This is a genomic window from Thalassospira povalilytica (assembly GCF_002844235.1).
Classification (GTDB): Bacteria; Pseudomonadota; Alphaproteobacteria; order Rhodospirillales; family Thalassospiraceae; genus Thalassospira; species Thalassospira povalilytica.
In genome coordinates this window covers 176,520-193,475 of record NZ_PGTS01000002.1, presented here as the reverse complement: position 1 = coordinate 193,475, position 16,956 = coordinate 176,520, and the positions used below count along the sequence as shown (strand labels likewise).

General features: G+C 53.8%; 15 protein-coding genes and 3 tRNA genes. 8 read left to right on the top strand and 10 right to left on the bottom strand.

The annotated features are described in order from the left end of the window. Positions 1-110: 110 nt before the first annotated feature. Positions 111-374, bottom strand: a complete 264-nt coding sequence (locus CU041_RS05160; protein ID WP_101246034.1) for a hypothetical protein — start codon at positions 372-374, stop codon at positions 111-113. A 277-nt stretch (positions 375-651) separates the two neighbouring features. Here CU041_RS05160 and CU041_RS05155 point away from each other — a divergent pair, with 277 nt between their 5' ends. From CU041_RS05155 to CU041_RS05140, 4 genes are all read left to right on the top strand, one after another. Next, positions 652-2,364, top strand: a complete 1,713-nt coding sequence (locus tag CU041_RS05155; RefSeq protein ID WP_101246424.1) for a methyl-accepting chemotaxis protein — start codon at positions 652-654, stop codon at positions 2,362-2,364. A 184-nt stretch (positions 2,365-2,548) separates the two neighbouring features. Next, positions 2,549-3,319, top strand: coding sequence for a substrate-binding periplasmic protein (locus CU041_RS05150; RefSeq protein ID WP_170310144.1), 771 nt, complete (start codon positions 2,549-2,551; stop codon positions 3,317-3,319). Between the two features lie 292 nt (positions 3,320-3,611). Then, positions 3,612-4,406 carry a motility protein A gene (locus CU041_RS05145; protein ID WP_068519272.1) on the top strand — a complete coding sequence of 265 codons (795 nt, stop codon included), beginning with the start codon at positions 3,612-3,614 and terminating at the stop codon, positions 4,404-4,406. A gap of 11 nt (positions 4,407-4,417) precedes the next feature. Continuing rightward, positions 4,418-5,110, top strand: a complete 693-nt coding sequence (locus CU041_RS05140) for an OmpA/MotB family protein (protein WP_101246032.1) — start codon at positions 4,418-4,420, stop codon at positions 5,108-5,110. A gap of 84 nt (positions 5,111-5,194) precedes the next feature. Here the strand turns inward: CU041_RS05140 and CU041_RS05135 are convergent, their stop codons facing one another. The 3 genes from CU041_RS05135 to CU041_RS05125 all read right to left on the bottom strand — a co-directional run bounded on the left by CU041_RS05135 (position 5,195) and on the right by CU041_RS05125 (position 8,365). Continuing rightward, positions 5,195-6,019: an MBL fold metallo-hydrolase gene (locus CU041_RS05135; RefSeq protein ID WP_101246031.1), complete on the bottom strand. Its 825-nt coding sequence runs from the start codon at positions 6,017-6,019 to the stop codon at positions 5,195-5,197. Between the two features lie 87 nt (positions 6,020-6,106). After that, positions 6,107-6,853, bottom strand: coding sequence for an SAM hydrolase/SAM-dependent halogenase family protein (locus tag CU041_RS05130; protein ID WP_101246030.1), 747 nt, complete (start codon positions 6,851-6,853; stop codon positions 6,107-6,109). 120 nt (positions 6,854-6,973) lie between these two features. After that, positions 6,974-8,365, bottom strand: coding sequence for an SPOR domain-containing protein (locus CU041_RS05125; RefSeq protein ID WP_101246029.1), 1,392 nt, complete (start codon positions 8,363-8,365; stop codon positions 6,974-6,976). Positions 8,366-8,731: 366 nt separating this feature from the next. On the opposite strand from CU041_RS05125, the gene CU041_RS05120 reads away from it, so the two are divergent. The 3 genes from CU041_RS05120 (at position 8,732) to CU041_RS05110 (ending at position 13,110) form a co-directional block, all read left to right on the top strand. Further along, a complete protein-coding gene (locus CU041_RS05120) occupies positions 8,732-9,994 on the top strand; it encodes an EAL domain-containing protein (RefSeq protein ID WP_101246028.1) in 1,263 nt (420 codons plus the stop codon). A gap of 152 nt (positions 9,995-10,146) precedes the next feature. Beyond that, entirely contained in the window at positions 10,147-11,514 is a 1,368-nt protein-coding gene (locus tag CU041_RS05115; RefSeq protein ID WP_101246027.1) for a DNA polymerase IV, read from the top strand. Positions 11,515-11,694: 180 nt separating this feature from the next. Then, the gene (locus CU041_RS05110; protein WP_170310143.1) at positions 11,695-13,110 is read left to right on the top strand and encodes a sensor histidine kinase; all 1,416 of its coding nucleotides are present in this window, start codon (positions 11,695-11,697) and stop codon (positions 13,108-13,110) included. 11 nt (positions 13,111-13,121) lie between these two features. Here the strand turns inward: CU041_RS05110 and CU041_RS05105 are convergent. From CU041_RS05105 to CU041_RS20570, 6 genes are all read right to left on the bottom strand, one after another. Beyond that, positions 13,122-13,197: transfer RNA gene (locus CU041_RS05105), tRNA-Glu, on the bottom strand. Between the two features lie 39 nt (positions 13,198-13,236). Continuing rightward, a tRNA-Glu gene (locus CU041_RS05100) sits at positions 13,237-13,312 on the bottom strand. A 35-nt stretch (positions 13,313-13,347) separates the two neighbouring features. Next, positions 13,348-13,423: transfer RNA gene (locus tag CU041_RS05095), tRNA-Glu, on the bottom strand. A 236-nt stretch (positions 13,424-13,659) separates the two neighbouring features. Then, entirely contained in the window at positions 13,660-14,910 is a 1,251-nt protein-coding gene (locus CU041_RS05090; protein WP_101246423.1) for an MFS transporter, read from the bottom strand. Positions 14,911-15,049: 139 nt separating this feature from the next. After that, positions 15,050-15,826: a substrate-binding periplasmic protein gene (locus CU041_RS05085; RefSeq protein ID WP_170310142.1), complete on the bottom strand. Its 777-nt coding sequence runs from the start codon at positions 15,824-15,826 to the stop codon at positions 15,050-15,052. Beyond that, positions 15,823-16,029, bottom strand: a complete 207-nt coding sequence (locus CU041_RS20570; RefSeq protein WP_170310141.1) for a hypothetical protein — start codon at positions 16,027-16,029, stop codon at positions 15,823-15,825. Before CU041_RS20570 ends, CU041_RS05085 begins: the two co-directional genes overlap by 4 nt. 407 nt (positions 16,030-16,436) lie before the next feature. Here CU041_RS20570 and CU041_RS05080 point away from each other — a divergent pair, with 407 nt between their 5' ends. Then, positions 16,437-16,916: a hypothetical protein gene (locus CU041_RS05080; RefSeq protein ID WP_101246024.1), complete on the top strand. Its 480-nt coding sequence runs from the start codon at positions 16,437-16,439 to the stop codon at positions 16,914-16,916. The last annotated feature ends 40 nt before the right edge of the window (positions 16,917-16,956 follow it).

Sequence of the window (16,956 nt, the reverse complement as noted above, 5' to 3'; positions counted from 1 at the left end):
CAGGAAGATTTTGTGACAAACTGCCCCAATTGAAAAACGGCCCGCTTTTCGCGATGAAAAGCAGGCCGTTCCGGATGATTTTTTTCGATCGCAACCAAACGCGACGGGTATCAGTTTACGGCTTTTGCCGCCTGTACCTTGGCTTCTTCGTCGATCTGCTTTTGCAGCGCATCGCCATACTCGCCATAAATCCGCCCTTCGAGGGACAGCTCAAGAAACCGGATATAGTCGTTCTGGTCGGTAATCTTGGCGCGTGCGACTTCGATCACGTCAAACGGGCTTGCGGCATCCAGATCGTATTTACGGATCAGACCCAGCATTTCCGCGGTGATCTGATCAAGCTTTTTGCGGGTGTCGCTATAGGAAAGCGTCATCAGCCGGTCCTGTTCATTCCAGTAGGTTGGGTGCGATACTTATTGGCCTGCTTATGCCTTTTCCATCACATCAAAACAAGCCCTGTGCAGTCTGTTCGGAGATCAATCGCGCACCCATTACGCATCGAGTTGGCTCCCCGGACCGTCCCGATATCATTGATGACTTGAGTCATATCAAGGCGGGACTTTGACGATCATGCATTGTTCCAACCATTCAGGACAATGCGAAACCGGCCGAACAAGGTGTCTGTTTCCGTCATCGCACCGGGGAATGAACATGAAAATTCTGTCTGCCTTCAATGCAATGGGCATACGCAAACGCTTTATGTGGGCATCGGCATTTGGCGTGACGTCAACCGTTGTCATTGCGCTTTTGATGATGACCGTGGTTGAAGAAAACGCGATGGACAGCAAGTTGCGTCAGCTCAGTGAAAATGAACTGACCTCATTGCATGCGCTGATCGTCAATGTCATGGCGGCCCGCCCCGATGATGTCGATGACATCGGCATTCATGTCTTTAATAACTGGTTTGACAGTCGCAATGCGGATTATCCCGGTGAACTTTGGTCGGCCTGGGGACCAACGACACAGGCATATATGGAAGAATACGGCGACAAGCCGATCAAAACCCCGCGCGACGACATTGATATCGAAGCCATCGAAACAGGTAAACTGATCGGGCGCTATACCGAAAACGGCACCTATCGCATGTCGATGCCGATTGTCCTTGGTGAAACCAAGGGGGCCGACCGCGAAGTCTGTTTTAGTTGCCATGGCGCGATGGATGCCCAGAAAGGCGACGTGATTGCCGTTCTGTCTTCAAGTCTTTCGGTTGCCGCCGAACAGGAAAAAACCAACAAAATTCTGATCGGCATCGTTCTTGGCGGTCTGGCCATTGCCATCGCCACCATTATTGGCATGCGCATATTGCTGACCCGGATCGTAACCGCACCGCTTTCCGATCTTGGCCGGGACATGACCGAACTTGCCCAGGGCAATACCGATTTTGACATCAACGCCCTGTCGCGCCGGGACGAGATCGGACGCATGGCCAAATCGGTCGAGGTATTCCGCACCAACGCCATTGCCAAAAAACAGATGGAAACCGAACAACAGGCCGCCTCCCAGCGGCGTGAAGAACGGATGAAAAAGCTTGAACAGCATATCGGCAATTTCGAAGGCGTCATTGCCAAGATTGTCGGTGCGGTATCAAGTTCGGCCGGTAAAATGCAAACCACGGCCAATGGTCTGGTTGAAACCGCCGACCGCGCCAGCAAAAGTGCAACCACGGTTGCCGCCGCCTCCGAACAGGCCACGGTAAATGTGCGCACCGTCGCCGATGCGGCCGACCATCTGTCTTCTTCCATTTCCAAAATTGGCGAACAGGCAGATGCCTCCACCCGGGTTGCCGCCGAGGCATCACGCGAAGCCGAACAATCATCGGAAACGGTTCAGGGCCTCTCGGAAGTTGCTGGTCGTATTGGCGAAATCGTCGCCCTGATCAGCGACATCGCCGGGCAGACAAACCTTCTGGCACTGAATGCGACGATCGAGGCTGCCCGGGCTGGTGAAGCCGGCAAAGGCTTTGCCGTGGTCGCAGCCGAGGTCAAAAACCTTGCCAACCAGACAGCCCGCGCCACCAACGAAATTGCCGATCAAATCACCGCCATTCAGGAAGAAACCGGCAAAACAGTCAGTTCCATGGCCGATATATCGGATGTGATTTCGCGCATCACCGAAATGGCCCATACCATTTCAACCGCGGTCGGTGAACAGGCCGACGCCACGGACGAAATCGCGCGAAATGTCGAACAGGCCGCTATCGGCACCCAGGAAGTCAGCAGCAATATCGAACAGGTCAGCAACACCGTTGCCGATACCGATCATGCTGCTCATCAGGTTCTTGATGTCGCGCGTGAACTTGGGTCCCTGTCTGATGATTTGCGCTCCGAAGTTGACCGTTTCCTTGCCGACATTCGGGCCACCTGACCCAGACGTCCGCTTTCAAAACGCACACATTCCGATACTGACGCATCTGGCGACAGAACATCCCGCACAGGTTGTTTTGTCGCCAGTCTTGTATTTTGCCCCTTGCAGGCAAAAATGAAGATTTATGCAAAACATTCCGGCATCTGGCACACCATACCGGGGACGGCCCCGCAGATTTTCGTTCATGCTGATTGCGATATGGGCAACCATGCTGCTTTGGGTGCCAGATCTGTATGCGTCGGATAACCGGCTGCGCAAAAGCTGCCATCAGCTGATTGTTTCCGGCCACATTGATTATCCGCCCTTCAACTATACCGAACATGAAACCTTTCGCGGGGCGTCGATTGATCTGATCCGTCTGATTGCCCGCAAAATCGGGGTTCGCGTTGAAATCCGAAATGTCGGCCCGTGGATACGGGCGGTAAAGAACCTGACGGACGGGGATATTGATCTTCTGGTGGCGATCTATAAGACGCCGGAACGCGAAGCCCGTTATCTTTATACCCTGCCCTATGCCGAAGACCCGATTGTCATGTTTACCATGGCCGATGCGGCATTTGATTTCCGCGATTGGTATGATCTTGTCGGCAAGGTCGGCGTTACCACACGCGGCGACAGTTGGGGGGCTGATTTTGATCAGTTCATCGAACAACATCTGACGATGATGCGGGTCAATACAACAGACCAGATGATCGACATGATTGCCCGGAAACGGGCAAATTATGGTGTCCAGGGGCTTTATACCCTTCAACGATCCGAACGGCGCGCGTCCCTTGGCACCGACATCACCATTTCAAACACGCCGATAAAATCCGAAAAGATGTATATGGCCTTTTCCAGATTGTCTCCCTGTCGCAATCTGATCGACAAGGTCAATGCCGCGATCACCGATTTTGAAAAAGACAAAACGATCGCTCGGCTGATTTCAAACTATGTCCACCGCAACGGTTCATGAATGTTCATGGCTGTTCCGGACCGCGCGGGTCCGTCTTTGCGTTGTTTTAGATCCTTTTTCGATCTGCCAAGCCATTGAAACCAAGGCATAACGCACCGCATTAGACTTTTGTTAAATTCGAAATTAACCAGACCTCAAGCTTTTATGGACCTATTCTTACGTAAAAACTTATAGAATAATTATAATTACGGGCAGGATCGCGACATTACCCCGATACGGTTGGTCGTCGGGGAAACGACAGCTCGACGGATCGAAAGGTCGACTGATCGACGCTTGGGGGATTGTGGGAACAATGTCGTTTACGACGATTTTGGGCATAATGGTTGGCCTTGGACTTTTTGTCGGATCGATCTTTATTTCGACCGACAACTACCTTGTATTTGTCAGCCTTTCGAGCGCGCTGATGGTGGTTGGCGGCACCCTGGCCGCGACCTTTATTGCCTATGAGGCGCGCTATGTGCTCTTGGCGCTTAAACTGATCTTCAAGATTTTCCGTGCTCCGCAAATGGGCCGCGGGCAACTGACCGGTGAAGTCGGCCGGGTTGTCAAATGGGGATACCTTCTTCAGAAAAAGGGCATCAACGCCCTTGAACAGGAAGCCGAACGGGTCGCCAAGGACGAACCGTTTCTGGGCTGGGCGATGGAAGTCGTGATTACCGGCTACAACGGTGATGAAACCGCCGAAATGCTTCACAACGCCATTGATAATGCCTTTGGCCGCAATCTTGTGCCGGTCTCGATCCTGAAAAGCATGGCCGCCGCCGCCCCGGCATTTGGCATGATCGGCACATTGGTCGGGCTTGTGATCATGCTTGATAAAATGGCCGATGACCCGACATCGCTTGGCGCCGGACTTGCCATTGCGTTGATCACCACGCTTTACGGGATTGTGGCTGCGCGATTTTTCTTTTTACCCGCGGCCAGCAAAATTCAGCAGCGCGAAGAAATCATGCGGTTTCGCAATTATCTGATTGCCGAAGGCCTGATCATGCTGGCCGATCGCAAAGGCCCGCGCGCCATTCAGGATCGCATGAACTCGTTCCTTGATCCGGCCATTCACTTCAATATCGACAAATCTGCGAAATAGGAAAATCTGCCATGGCCCGCCGCAGAAAGGGTATCCCCCGCACCGTCGAAGAAGAAGTCAACGAAGACTGGCTTGCTACCTATGCCGATGCCATCACTCTTTTGATGGCGTTCTTTGTCATGCTTGTCAGCTTTTCCAAAGTTGAATTGCCGGTGTTTGAAAAAGTCCAGGCCGGTATCGCCGAACAGATCGGCAAACGCGATGTGGTGCGTCCGACCCAGGTTCTTGAAACCGATCTCAAGGACGTTGTGTTCAATATGGCCATGGACAGTGCGGTCAATGTATCGACCGACGACGAAGGCATTCTGATGGAAATGGGAAGCGGCGCCTTCTTTCAGCCGGGATCGGCCAATCTGACCAAGGATGCTGTCCTGTTTCTCAAAGACGTCGCGGACCTTTTAAAGGAACCCCGTTATCTCGGCTTTCAGATCGAAGTCACCGGCCATACCGATGACAGCCCGATAAGCTCCCCGCGCTTTCCATCGAACTGGGAATTGGCGGCGGGCCGTGCCATCGCCGTTGTCCGTTTTTTCGGGGCATTGGGTGTTGACCCGGACCAGAAACGCATGCGGGCAATATCATATGGCGATACCAAACCCAAACTGCCAAACAATGACGATGCCGGCAATCCGATCGAAGAAAACCGTCAGGCAAACCGGCGCATTGAAATCCGCGTATTCCCGAAATATTCACGGGTTTTCTGATCTGCCTGGCATCAGCTTGCTCCATGGTTGACTTGATAGTTCAAGGAAACATCTGATGTCCCAGGCGGGCAGCATCCAGCAAGCCTATTCGATCACCACCACCATCTCGTCACGGGCAGCAAAGGCGCCGGACCAGGTTGATTTCGCCTGTTGTTCAATGGCGGTCATCGCGGCGTCATTGTGGTCCGGATCATGATGGAACAGTGCAAGCCGTTTTGCGTTGGCCGCACGACAAAGACGAATGCCTTCCTGCCAGGTGGAATGCCCCCACCCGATTTTTTGCGGGAATTCTTCGTCGGTGTAGGTGCTGTCATAAATCACCAGATCCGCATCCCGGATGAAATCGAGAATAATTTCATCAGGCTTTCCCGGTTCATGTTCGGTATCGGTGACATAGCAAACCGCCTGTCCCCCATATTCGACCCGAAATGCGGTTGCACCATTGGGATGGCGCAGCGGTGCGGTGCGAATAACAATCCCCTCGCCCGGATTAAGATCATCACCGACAGTAAAATCCTCGAATGTCAGTTTTGACTGCATCGCCGAAAGCGGCACCGGAAATGTCGGATTGGCCATTTGCGCGGAAAACACACGTTCAACCCCGCCCTGGTCGGTCAAATGCCCGGCCATGACATGAAAGGCCGCCTTCGGGTTATAGGCCGGAACGAAAAACGGAAATCCGTTGATATGATCCCAATGGGTGTGGGTCAGAAAGATGGTGGCTTCGGTCACCTTGCGCCGGATCAGGTCCTTGCCAAGGTTGCGAATGCCGGTCCCGGCATCAAAGATCAGCACCTTGCCCGCGACCCGCATTTCCAGACAGCTCGTATTCCCGCCATACACCACATGGTCGGGCGACGGACAGGCAATGCTTCCGCGAACTCCCCAGAATTTAACCTCAATCGACATTCAAAAGACCCCGTCCATCCGTTGACAGTGCGATACGGATCAAGCTGTAACATCCTTGAAAGATAGCATTTTATTTTCACAAACCAATCAGGGATTGCGCAAATTTGCCGGTGTGATGCAAACCTTTGTTCCGATCTCCGCATCAAACAGCCGGTCTGCCCGCCCGCAATTGACGGCAATTTCACATAAACTGATCGAATTGCCATAGTGGAAAGGCTTGCCCACCGGCACGTCCGAAAATGTACGCGCCATTGGAACAGCCTGTCCATTCACGGCAACCGCATCATCCGGTCCGCATGCGCGAAGTCCGGTCATGAGATTACCGTATGTATCAATGTAAATGACTTCATCAAGTTCATGGGGCCATGCCATGGCATCACCATACCGCTGATCCAAGGTCAGATCATGGCAGGCAAATTCCTGGCCGGTGGCAACACAGGCCGCGACCGGTGCGAAAATATCCCGACCATGAAAACTGGCCGAAAGGTTTTCCGGCTGCCAGTCGATACAACGCAGCTGAACATCATCGGATTTGCGGATCACCATTTCAAACAGACCGTTATCGGGCCCGACATATGTCACACCGTCTGCTGTGACAACGATCCCCTTGCGTGCACTGCCCACCCCCGGATCAACAACACCCAGCACCACATCACCGCGACGGAATTCACGACGAAGGGCCGCCAGTAGATAACTTGACGCCTTGGGGTTACGATCCGGCGCATCAACCATCAGATCACAAACAGCACATTCAGGCGCATTGCGCATCACGACCGAACGCATTGTCCCGCTATAGGGACCGTTCACACCAAAATCACTGAAGATAAAGATCATCTTGCCCGTGCCCTCCCGTCGACAGGTCGACCAAAAACAACAACGCCGGTGGTTACGTTCATCCCCACCGGCGTCATTTCGATCAGTATATAGGGCATTTTGCCCGTGATGCCATGTGCACTACTTCACTTCGCAGAACTGCCCGCGACGTTTGAGTTCCGCACAAAGCGAGCTGGCGGCACTGTCACTGAGCCCCGTTGCCATCAGGCGGTAAAATGTACCCTTGCCCGGAATACTGGCCCTGGTCACCCCATGCTGAAGCGGTGCAAGCTGTGCATAACGGCCTGCCAGGATTTGCCAACCGCGTTCGGCCTGCCCTTCATTACGATAAGATGCCAGATGCACCGACTTGCTGCCACTCGCAGCAACCGGTGCGGCGGCCTTTGCCATTTCCTCGCCAGCCTGAACCGGGCGGCTTTCGCCTGTCGCCACACGGCGCACCGGTTCGCCGGAATTAAGGGTCACGACATTGCCCTTGGCCGGTTCGACGATTGCCGCTTCGATCGCATCACGTTCACGTTTGAATTCGTCCGGCGTAACCAGTTTCATATCTTGCAGATCCTCGATCCGCGCGATCTGGCGGGCCGCATCCATCAGGCCCTGCGGGGCGGGTGGCGGAACAGCACGCTGGCGCGGCTGGGCTGGCAACAATGCATCAAGGATGGCGGTGCGTTCCGCCACATGTTCCTGCACCGTGATCGCCCCGATCTGAAGCGCACGGTTCAACTGATTAAGGCGTTGCTCGACCTGTGATCCATCGGGCGGTGGATTGTTCAGGAATGCCGATGGCGCGGGCTGGCTCATTGGCAGCAACGCACCAAGATTGGCCGAACGGCGCGCAGAATATTCTTCGGGCGTGATCAGGCCGGTCGATTGCAGATTGCGCAAAATCGAAAAGCGTTTTGCAATCGCCTCGTCCCCACCTGACAGTGCCGCACCGGCCGGAATGTCCATTGCGCGGGTCGGTGAACTTGTCATGACCGGCTGGGTATTGGCGGCCATCGGCATCGCCGATCCGCCCCCTGTGCCAAGCCCTGACGGACCGGTAACGATCTGATCATTGATGCTGAGCGATCCGGGAAGACCGCGTTGCAACCGTTTAAGGTTGAATTCGGCGGCATCGCGCAACGGGCGCGGCTGTGTTCCTGATGCGGTTGACATCAAAACCGTACCCGGCGGGTTCATGGCAATCAGCGTGTCATAGCCATCACGCGCACGATCCGGGCGGTTGGTATTTTGATAAAGCACCGAACGCCACAGCATCGCATGACCGTCTTGCGGATTTTTGCGCAAGGCTTCGTCAAACAGCTTCTCGGCAGATGCATAATCCCCCGTCGCCAGTTGCTGCAGGCCAAGGGCAGTATAATTGTCATCCGCAAAGGACGTCGCTTCGTCCCAAAAGTCCTGATCCAGCAGCGGCGCACAGGCCGACACCCATGAAACCATGCCGATCACGGCAATCCCCTTGCCGATCTTCAGCCAGTTCCCGGTCCGCTTTGCGGATACCTGCATGGCGCCAATCCCCTATTGTCTAAACCATGTCCCTGGAAATCATGCGGCAACATCTGGCCCAATACCAGCGAAAAACCGGCAATGATTTCCCCATATCACATTGATTTTGCATCCTGCTTGCCAAGAATTCGTTAAAGCGGCAATCACTGTTGTCCGGCCTTGCAAAAGCATCGATCCCGTTTGCCGATTAAATCCGTTTGGCAGTGCATCATGCCCTTGCTCTTTTATATCTATAATTCATATAAATAATGATGGTTCGCCCCATTAACCTGTGCTTCAGAACATTATGATTTGATCAAACTTCGTTCTTGGGTGTATGCAACCAACCCGTAACGATAAAAACAGTTTCTCTTTCAGGGGTCGCGCGTGATCGAACCGCAGCAATTTGGCCAACAGGCCCTTCAGGAATACCTGTTGCTGGATTATGTCCAACGGCTTGAAACCCGTAAATACGGGCACCGTGCCGTGCATATTCACCTGTCACGCATGAAACCGTTCCATCGCCGCGACTATCATATTCGCGTCGCGACCAATACCTTTGAAAGTTACGTCAAACTGTATGTCGGGCGCATTTTTGTCCTGACCAACAATGATCTGATTTTCGTCTGGAAAGACAAATCGATTGCCGATGTCGAACCGGCAGTCGATACATTGCGTTATCTTTTCCGTGACGACCCCCTGTCCCAGGACGAAAGCGAAGAAACCGGTTTCTGCACCTGGTACAACCTCAATACCGAATTCCAGGAATTCCTGTTGCTGTGCCAGCATCTCGACGAGCGCGCAAAGAAGTTGCAGCAAAGCAGCAACATGCGCACCGCGATGCAGCGCGAAAAGGACGAAACCCTTAAGCCGATCAACGCGGAAAACCTTGCACAGCTTGAAGAAACAATCCATTCGGCCGATCTGTCCGAACATATCCGCCAACAGCCGGTTTGCGTTTTTGCCCATGGCGGGTCAAAGGAACTGCACCCGGTCTTTGACGAATTCTTTGTATCGATCTCCGATTTGCGCAATGCCTTGATGCCCAATATCGATCTGGCATCGAACCGCTGGCTGTTTCAGCACATGACAGAAGTGCTCGATAAACGGATGCTCAATTATTTGTGCAAACGGACGTTCAAGACACATGCCAGCTCGTTCTCGATCAATCTCAATCTTGGCACCCTGACCTCCAAGGATTTTGACAAGTTTGACGAGACGGTCCGGCGCAAGTGGCCCGGCAACGTGATTATCGAGCTTAATCAGGTCGATCTGTTTTCAAACCTTGAGACCTATCTCAGTGTGCGTGATGACTTCCACAAGCGCGGTTATCGCATTCTGATCGATAACCTGACGGTGGAATCCCTGTCCTTTGTCGATCGCAAAAGCCTGAAGGCCGACTTCATCAAAGTCGCTTGGCGCGAAGAAATGACCGACAATGTCATCCGCAAGAAATACGGCGAAATGGATACCCTTGTTAAAAACTCGGGCCGCGAACGCGTTATCTTGTGCCGTTGTGACACGCCGACTGCGATCAAGTTCGGTCAGTCACTGGGCATCACCCTGTTCCAGGGGCGCTATATCGACAATATGATCGCCCGCCAGCGCCGCGCAAAACGCGCCCAGAAGGCCGCGCAAAAGCAAAAGTAATCCTGCCTTTTCCAAGGCACCGCAAACAAGCCGGGAATTTCCCGGCTTTTTGTTTGGCCTCCTGACAGTTACTGACAGGAACCTTGGGGCTTGAGGTGGCTTTGCGCATTTCGGCCCTTGGCATTTCTGGAACAAAAGAAGTACAAATAGGCATGTTGTACGCGCTTTGCCCTGACTGCCATCACAAATGGCGACTGCATATTGACCGGCCACTGCCCAAAAGCGGTGCGGGCTCCTATGTGCCCTGCCCGGTTTGCGGGTGCAAACGCGCGATTGCCCATGGCGAACTGCCAGACCTGTCGATCGGGCATCTTGATTGCGATGCGTTTTATGCCTCGATCGAAAAGCGCGACCGCCCCGAACTGGCCGATCAGCCGGTGATTATTGGCGGCGGACATCGGGGGGTTGTTTCGACCTGTTGCTATGTGGCGCGCAAATACGGGGTACGTTCGGCTATGCCCGCCTTCAAGGCGCGCGAATTGTGCCCTGACGGGATATTCCTGCCACCTGATATGAAGAAATATCAACGCGAAGGATATCGCATTCGCGACATGATGCGCGCACTTACCCCCGATATCGAACCGCTTTCGATTGACGAAGCCTTCATGGATCTGACCACGGCACAGGAAACACATGGCAAGTCCGCGGCCGAATGCCTGATTGAACTGCAATCCACCATCCGCAACGAGGTCGGCATCACGGTCTCGATCGGGCTGTCCTATAACAAGTTTCTGGCAAAGATCGCGTCGGACCTGAACAAGCCATTCGGTTTTTCCATGATCGGGGCGCAGGAAGCTGTGAATTTTCTTGCCGACAAGCCCGTGCGCATGATGTGGGGGGTCGGCCCGGCCATGGAACGGAAGCTCCATCTTGATGGCATCACCCGGATCGGGCAGTTTCAGGAACTTGATATCCATGCCCTTCAGGGGCGTTATGGCAGTATTGGCAAACGGTTCTATTATTTCTCGCGCGGGCAGGACAATCGCCGGGTTGAACAAAGCACCGAACGCAAAAGCCTGTCATCGGAAACGACATTCAATGACGATATCGCCGATCTTGCACAGCTTAGCGATATTGCCACCCGCCTGACCGCGCGCGTGGCAAGCGACCTTGCGCGTAAGGAAATTGCCGGCCATACGGTGGTGTTGAAACTGAAATCGGCCGATTTCAAAACCCGTACCCGCAACATGCGCCTGACATATCCGACCATCCGCGAGGATGTCATTCTTGATGCGGCGCTGACTTTACTGAAAAAGGAAGTCGACGGCACGAAATACCGGCTTCTGGGTGTCGGGGTTGCTGACCTGTTTGCCGCGGACCAGGCCGACCCGGTTGACCTGTTTGCCGAACCGGCATCACCGGACAATCCCGCTGCCCCGCAAGACAGCCCGTCCGATACGCCCCGCCCACGCAAGGCCATCGAATTGCCCCGGCCCACTGCCGAACAATTGCGCGAAAGCCTGACCCGGCGGTTTCGGCTGCATAAACGCAAACCGGTCCAAAAACGGTTCCCGTTCTGAACAATTGCATCATTTAAGCTGTAATTGATTTCTCTGGTTGTTGTAATGCGGCCATTACCACCCAAAATGCAAAACAGAAGAAACTTTGACTTAGAATTATTTAATCGCGGCCCCCCAGACCCGATCACAGCAGGCGGCCCGCATTCGTTCGGATGGGAGTCTGAATTGTTTGGCGTTGAGTTGGATATACGTACCCTTGCCTTCATTGCCACACTGGCGGCAATTGTTCAGGCCATCACGTTGACATCGCTGTGGATGGTGTCGCGGCAAGGTGCCGGCACCGTATTCTGGGCGGCTGGTGGTGTCTGTGCGGCCATCGGGTTTGTTCTTCTGGGATTCAGGGGGGCCATTCCCGATGTGATGTCCATCATCATTGCCAATACCTTTATCGGCGCATCCTATGCCCTTTACTGGCTTGGCATTGAATTCTACACCAAACGCAAACCAAACATTCTGGCCGCTGCGGCCATCATCAGTACGGTCGCACTGCTTTTTACCTATTATTGCGAAGTGGCCCCCGACATTGCCGCACGCGTCATCGTCATTTCCGTTGCTTTGGCGATCATGTCATTCGGATCGTTCCGGGCTCTGTGGTTTCAACGCAAAGGACAACGTTCGGCTCCGGAATCGGTTGTTGCCATCACCTTTGCGGCACACGGGATTTTTCACTGTTTTCGGGCGATCTATACATGGCTGGTCGAACAGGAAATCGCCAATTTCATGAACGCATCAACCGTTCATATGTTTGCATTCCTTGACGTCATCCTGTTCCTTTTGCTGACCGCAGTCGGCTTTACCGCCATGATCATTATTGCGCTCAACACATCCCTGCGTGCCGAAGCCAAGGCAAAGGACCGCCTGTTTACGGTTCTGGCCCACGATCTTCGCACCCCGTTTCAGGGATTGGCAGGCTTGTCGCTTTTGGCCCAGCAAGATCTGGTTGCCGGCAATCAGGCACAGGCACTTGGCAATATTCGCCAGTTGCATTCATCAACGTCGGAAACGCTTCGTTTTCTTGATGATCTGCTGATCTGGGGGCGAACCCTGTTTGATGCCGGCAAGGCGGAAAAGACCGAGATCGATATCGACGATCTGATCGAAACCACGATCAAGGTGTCCCGTCCGCTTCTGGAAACCAAATCGATCAATGTAGCCTACAGCCCGCAAAAACTTGTCGGGTTTGGCATCGCGCCGCACGCACAGATGATCTGCCGCAATCTTCTTGTCAATGCGATCAAATATTCCAATCCGCGCAGCACGATCTCGGTGTCGTCATCTGCCATCGGAAACAAGATCCATATCCGGGTTGTCGACCGCGGGGCTGGCGTCAGTGATCAGATGATTGCCGATTTTGCCAACAACAATGCCCCCTTCAACTCGGCCGAAGGCACATCAGGCGAACTGGGATCGGGGGTCGGATTGACCCTGTGTCGTGATTTGTGCTGGGAAGATGATGAACATATCTGGCTGGAACATAACCCGGATGGCGGTGTTATCGCCGTTTTCACCATTGCGGCAAAGCGGGTCGAAAATCCGGTAACGCAACAAAAAATGCCCGCCGATATATCGGACGAGCATCTGCTTATAAAGAACTGATCTTTATAAAATGGCGTCCCCTAGGGGATTCGAACCCCTGTTGCCGCCGTGAAAGGGCGGTGTCCTAGGCCTCTAGACGAAGGGGACACAAGGCACAAAGTGCTTATGTCGTGACTGTTTCGTTGGTGGCGTCCCCTAGGGGATTCGAACCCCTGTTGCCGCCGTGAAAGGGCGGTGTCCTAGGCCTCTAGACGAAGGGGACACATACGCACCAATCGAAGTCAGTCTGTTAACGAGTGGCGTCCCCTAGGGGATTCGAACCCCTGTTGCCGCCGTGAAAGGGCGGTGTCCTAGGCCTCTAGACGAAGGGGACGCAGCGCGTTAACGAGGCCGGTTTTTAGCGATTGGGTCGGGTCAGGTCAAGCGGCTTTTTCGCCCCTGTGACGTTTTTTTTAATCCCCCACCGAAAATAGGGCCATATACCGCCCTATCCCGGAAAAACCCGGCCTCACTGTTTAACCTGACGGTTCATTTCAACCATCCTTCTCGCAGATGAGGATATATGTCCCCACCTGCAAGACCGGCACGGATGGAAAAAATAATTTCAAATCAGCTCTTTTTGCGTTTTGCCCCGAACCAGAAACTGATCCCCGCCGCGCCAAGGCCGATTCCAAGGAAGACAAACATCCATCGATAACCGTCCGGCGCGCCGTCTTCGAACTGCCCGATAATCAGACCGGCAAGCCCCTGAAGCACGAACAACCCGGCAAAGGTCGCAAGATTGACGGTGGTCAGTGCCCGCCCGATCTGCCGTTCGGGCACGGCCTGACGGGATGCGGCATAACTAAGCGTCGCACTTGACCCAAGGAACCCGTGCAGCAGCATCAGTGCCGCGGCAATACCCGTGCCCCACGGCCCGATAAAGGCCTGTAACAGGCACGTCGCAGCCCCCAGCAACACGGCAAACACGATCAGACCATGGGTCTTTGTCGGAAGCTTGCGTGACAGCTGGCCATAGGTCGGCGGCCCCAGGATCATGCCAATCGTCATCAGCAACAGGATATTGCCGACTTCCACCGCACTTAATCCGAACACATCATGCAAATATGGTCCGCCCCAAAGTCCGCGCACGGTCAGAATGGCCGGATAACTGAAAAACGCCACCCCGGACAACAACCAGACCTGACGATTCTTCCAGACCGACACCATGCCCTTAAGGGCCTCAAACACGGTTTCGCCTTTTTGATCATCGGCCTGATAGCCGGGCGGTGTATCGCGCACAAATAACAGATCAAGCATCACGGCCAGCGTGCTAAGCCCCGCCAGACCGTAATAGACCGTCCGCCATCCATGGGTCTCGACCAGGGCGGCAAGCGGCGTTGCCGATGCCAGAACCCCCAACAGGCTGAAGGAAACAATAAGTCCCGATGCCGCAGCAAATTTTTCCGGCGAGGTCCAGCGCGCAGCCAGCACCAGTGCCGCCATAAATGCCGCCGAACAGCCAAGGCCGATGATCGCCTGCCCGATCATCAGACCAAGCACACTATGCGCACTGGCAAAGATGATGACCCCGACCACGGTCGCCATCATCAGAAACCCGTTGGTCACACGCGGACCATACCGGTCCAGCATCACGCCGACCGGAATTTGCATCAGGGCAAAGGCAAAATGGAAACTGCCCGACACCAGACCAAGCTGCTCGGGCGTGATGGCAAGTTCAACACGCAATGGCTCGGCCAGAAGCGCCTGGGCCGAACGGAAAAACTGGCTTAATGAAAAAGCCAGAAGAATGGGCGCAAGCACCAGAATGAAATGACTGGTACGCGCAGTGTGGAGCGATTGTTTTGTGTGTTCTGTCATGATGTTATCTGGGATAATCCCATCACCGCAGAACAGCAAGCCTTTGCATCACAGCGCCCGGATAAACACGTTTTGCGCATTTCGCCGGGCTGTTTTGCCAACAGCTTGTCGGCCAGCCAATTGGATCATTTGATGGAAATTATTGGGCGGTGCGTGCGGTCAGATTGACCGACTGATCGCCAAGCCCGTATTGCCGGGCAATGACATCAGCCATACCGCTGCCCTGCACGATCTCAAGCGCCCTGCGCCATGGTTCGAGCGTCGCATCGGGTGTGCTTTTGGAAAAGGCAAGATACATATCATATTGCCCCAGCTCGACCGTCGGGACCACTGACCCTTTCTCAAGACCAAGCATCTCGCGCTGGAAATTCATGGCAATGTCGGATGCTTCCCACAGATCAATGCGCCCTTCGGACAGCATGCGCAATGCATTCCCGGGCGTATAAAGTGATTCAAGGTTTTCAAACCCCATTTCGCGCAGGCTGCGTTCGGCCGCACCGCCGGCCTGGACACCGATTGATCTGACTTTTCTGGCATCGGAAAGGTCACTTACATCGATTTTGTTATCGGCCATGCGATAAAGCCAGCCACGGGTGATAAAGATCGGCCCGACCCATTTGAACTCGTCTTCGCGTTCCGGGGTCCGGACAATGGAAAACAGCGCCGTGTCCGGTTCGGTCTTGACGATTTGCAATGCCCGCTTCCACGGAAGAACTTCAAACCCGGACTGATATCCGACCAGAACCGCCATGGCACGCACGATTTCCGCCCCTGCCCCGGCCAATCCTTTTGGCGTGACATAATTAAACGGCGCGAAATCTTCGGTATAAACTTTGACATTGCGTGCCGCGGCAAATTGAAGCGGCTCTTGCGGCGATGCCTGTGCCGGTGTTCCCAACCAAACCAGAACAGTCAAAAAACAAAAAAATCGCCGGACAAGCGACCATCGACGAACACAGAGACTATACCGCAAAGATATAATGTTCCGCCAAAGGTTGCGTTGCGGACAGTTTCGCAGAAAATATTGTTTTTGTTTGATAAATTTGCCCACAACAAAACCAGCAGGCAAACAATTTGCGCGCCAGAAACACCATACATCTGGATTGTCAGTGGACGCATTCATATCTAGACTCAATATGGACAGGAAACTGACCCGGAAAGGAAACCGCGACATCAGACCGAAAACATCAGTCAGATCGGGGCTTCACAAACCCGTTCAAAACCATAAACGCACCGGAAGCCTAAGGTTATACTGATATAACCATATTCCAGTATTCACGGGATGACCCAGTCACATGATCACGCCCGAAAAGTCGAATCGTATATCCAAAGGCAGTTGGCGCAGGAACAGTTAAAGTTGAACATGAGCAAGATTTACAACGAAAAATTTCGTCATTCAACTAAAAAAATTCGATATACCAAATATCCCTGGGTTGCGGGGCTGCCAGTTCATTCTAACAAAATTTGCAGTGCCCGGCATGACGAAGCATAATCACCCCACGCCTCTTCCGGTCCTGGATGCGGAAATGGGGGAACGTATCCGTCAAGTTGTAAACCTGTTTGACCGCAAAAAGGATGCTGCCGAAATTGCAGGCGTCATTCCCGAACAATTGAACCGTTGGTGCCAGGCACAATCAGAGCCACGCTTTGTCGGCGTTTCGCGAATGGCCCTGATAAAAGGCATCAATCTGAACTGGATTGCAACCGGAAAGGGTAAAACCGATCTTTCCGACGATATCCACCCCACCGGATCATCTGTTGCGCCTGACACCATTCACCGGGACATGCTGATGGCAATGATCAGCGGTTTTCTGGCAGCCGAGGGCATCGACAATGGTGCGCAGATCGCGCTCGATATCCTCAAGGCCCATGACGAGATCGTCGAAAAGATCGAAAAAAATCGACACCCGATTGATTCCGGTTACATCCTTGCAGAAGCAATTTCGACCATCATCGCCCGCCACCGCAGCCGGGATTCGGCAACAAATTCCGACAGTTGCCCATAATCACAGGCGAACGCATTCACCGGCATCGCGCCGGTGATTT

What these genes read in the sequence shown, in the direction of transcription:
- CU041_RS20570 (WP_170310141.1), bottom strand. Translation starts at nt 16,029, where the DNA reads ATGCGTCCACTGACAATCCAGATGTATGGTGTTTCTGGCGCGCAAATT.
- CU041_RS05135 (WP_101246031.1), bottom strand. Translation starts at nt 6,019, where the DNA reads ATGTCGATTGAGGTTAAATTCTGGGGAGTTCGCGGAAGCATTGCCTGT.
- CU041_RS05155 (WP_101246424.1), top strand. Translation starts at nt 652, where the DNA reads ATGAAAATTCTGTCTGCCTTCAATGCAATGGGCATACGCAAACGCTTT.
- CU041_RS05150 (WP_170310144.1), top strand. Translation starts at nt 2,549, where the DNA reads ATGCTGATTGCGATATGGGCAACCATGCTGCTTTGGGTGCCAGATCTG.
- CU041_RS05090 (WP_101246423.1), bottom strand. Translation starts at nt 14,910, where the DNA reads ATGACAGAACACACAAAACAATCGCTCCACACTGCGCGTACCAGTCAT.
- CU041_RS05115 (WP_101246027.1), top strand. Translation starts at nt 10,147, where the DNA reads ATGTTGTACGCGCTTTGCCCTGACTGCCATCACAAATGGCGACTGCAT.
- CU041_RS05130 (WP_101246030.1), bottom strand. Translation starts at nt 6,853, where the DNA reads ATGATCTTTATCTTCAGTGATTTTGGTGTGAACGGTCCCTATAGCGGG.
- CU041_RS05140 (WP_101246032.1), top strand. Translation starts at nt 4,418, where the DNA reads ATGGCCCGCCGCAGAAAGGGTATCCCCCGCACCGTCGAAGAAGAAGTC.
- CU041_RS05160 (WP_101246034.1), bottom strand. Translation starts at nt 374, where the DNA reads ATGACGCTTTCCTATAGCGACACCCGCAAAAAGCTTGATCAGATCACC.
- CU041_RS05145 (WP_068519272.1), top strand. Translation starts at nt 3,612, where the DNA reads ATGTCGTTTACGACGATTTTGGGCATAATGGTTGGCCTTGGACTTTTT.
- CU041_RS05080 (WP_101246024.1), top strand. Translation starts at nt 16,437, where the DNA reads ATGGGGGAACGTATCCGTCAAGTTGTAAACCTGTTTGACCGCAAAAAG.
- CU041_RS05125 (WP_101246029.1), bottom strand. Translation starts at nt 8,365, where the DNA reads ATGCAGGTATCCGCAAAGCGGACCGGGAACTGGCTGAAGATCGGCAAG.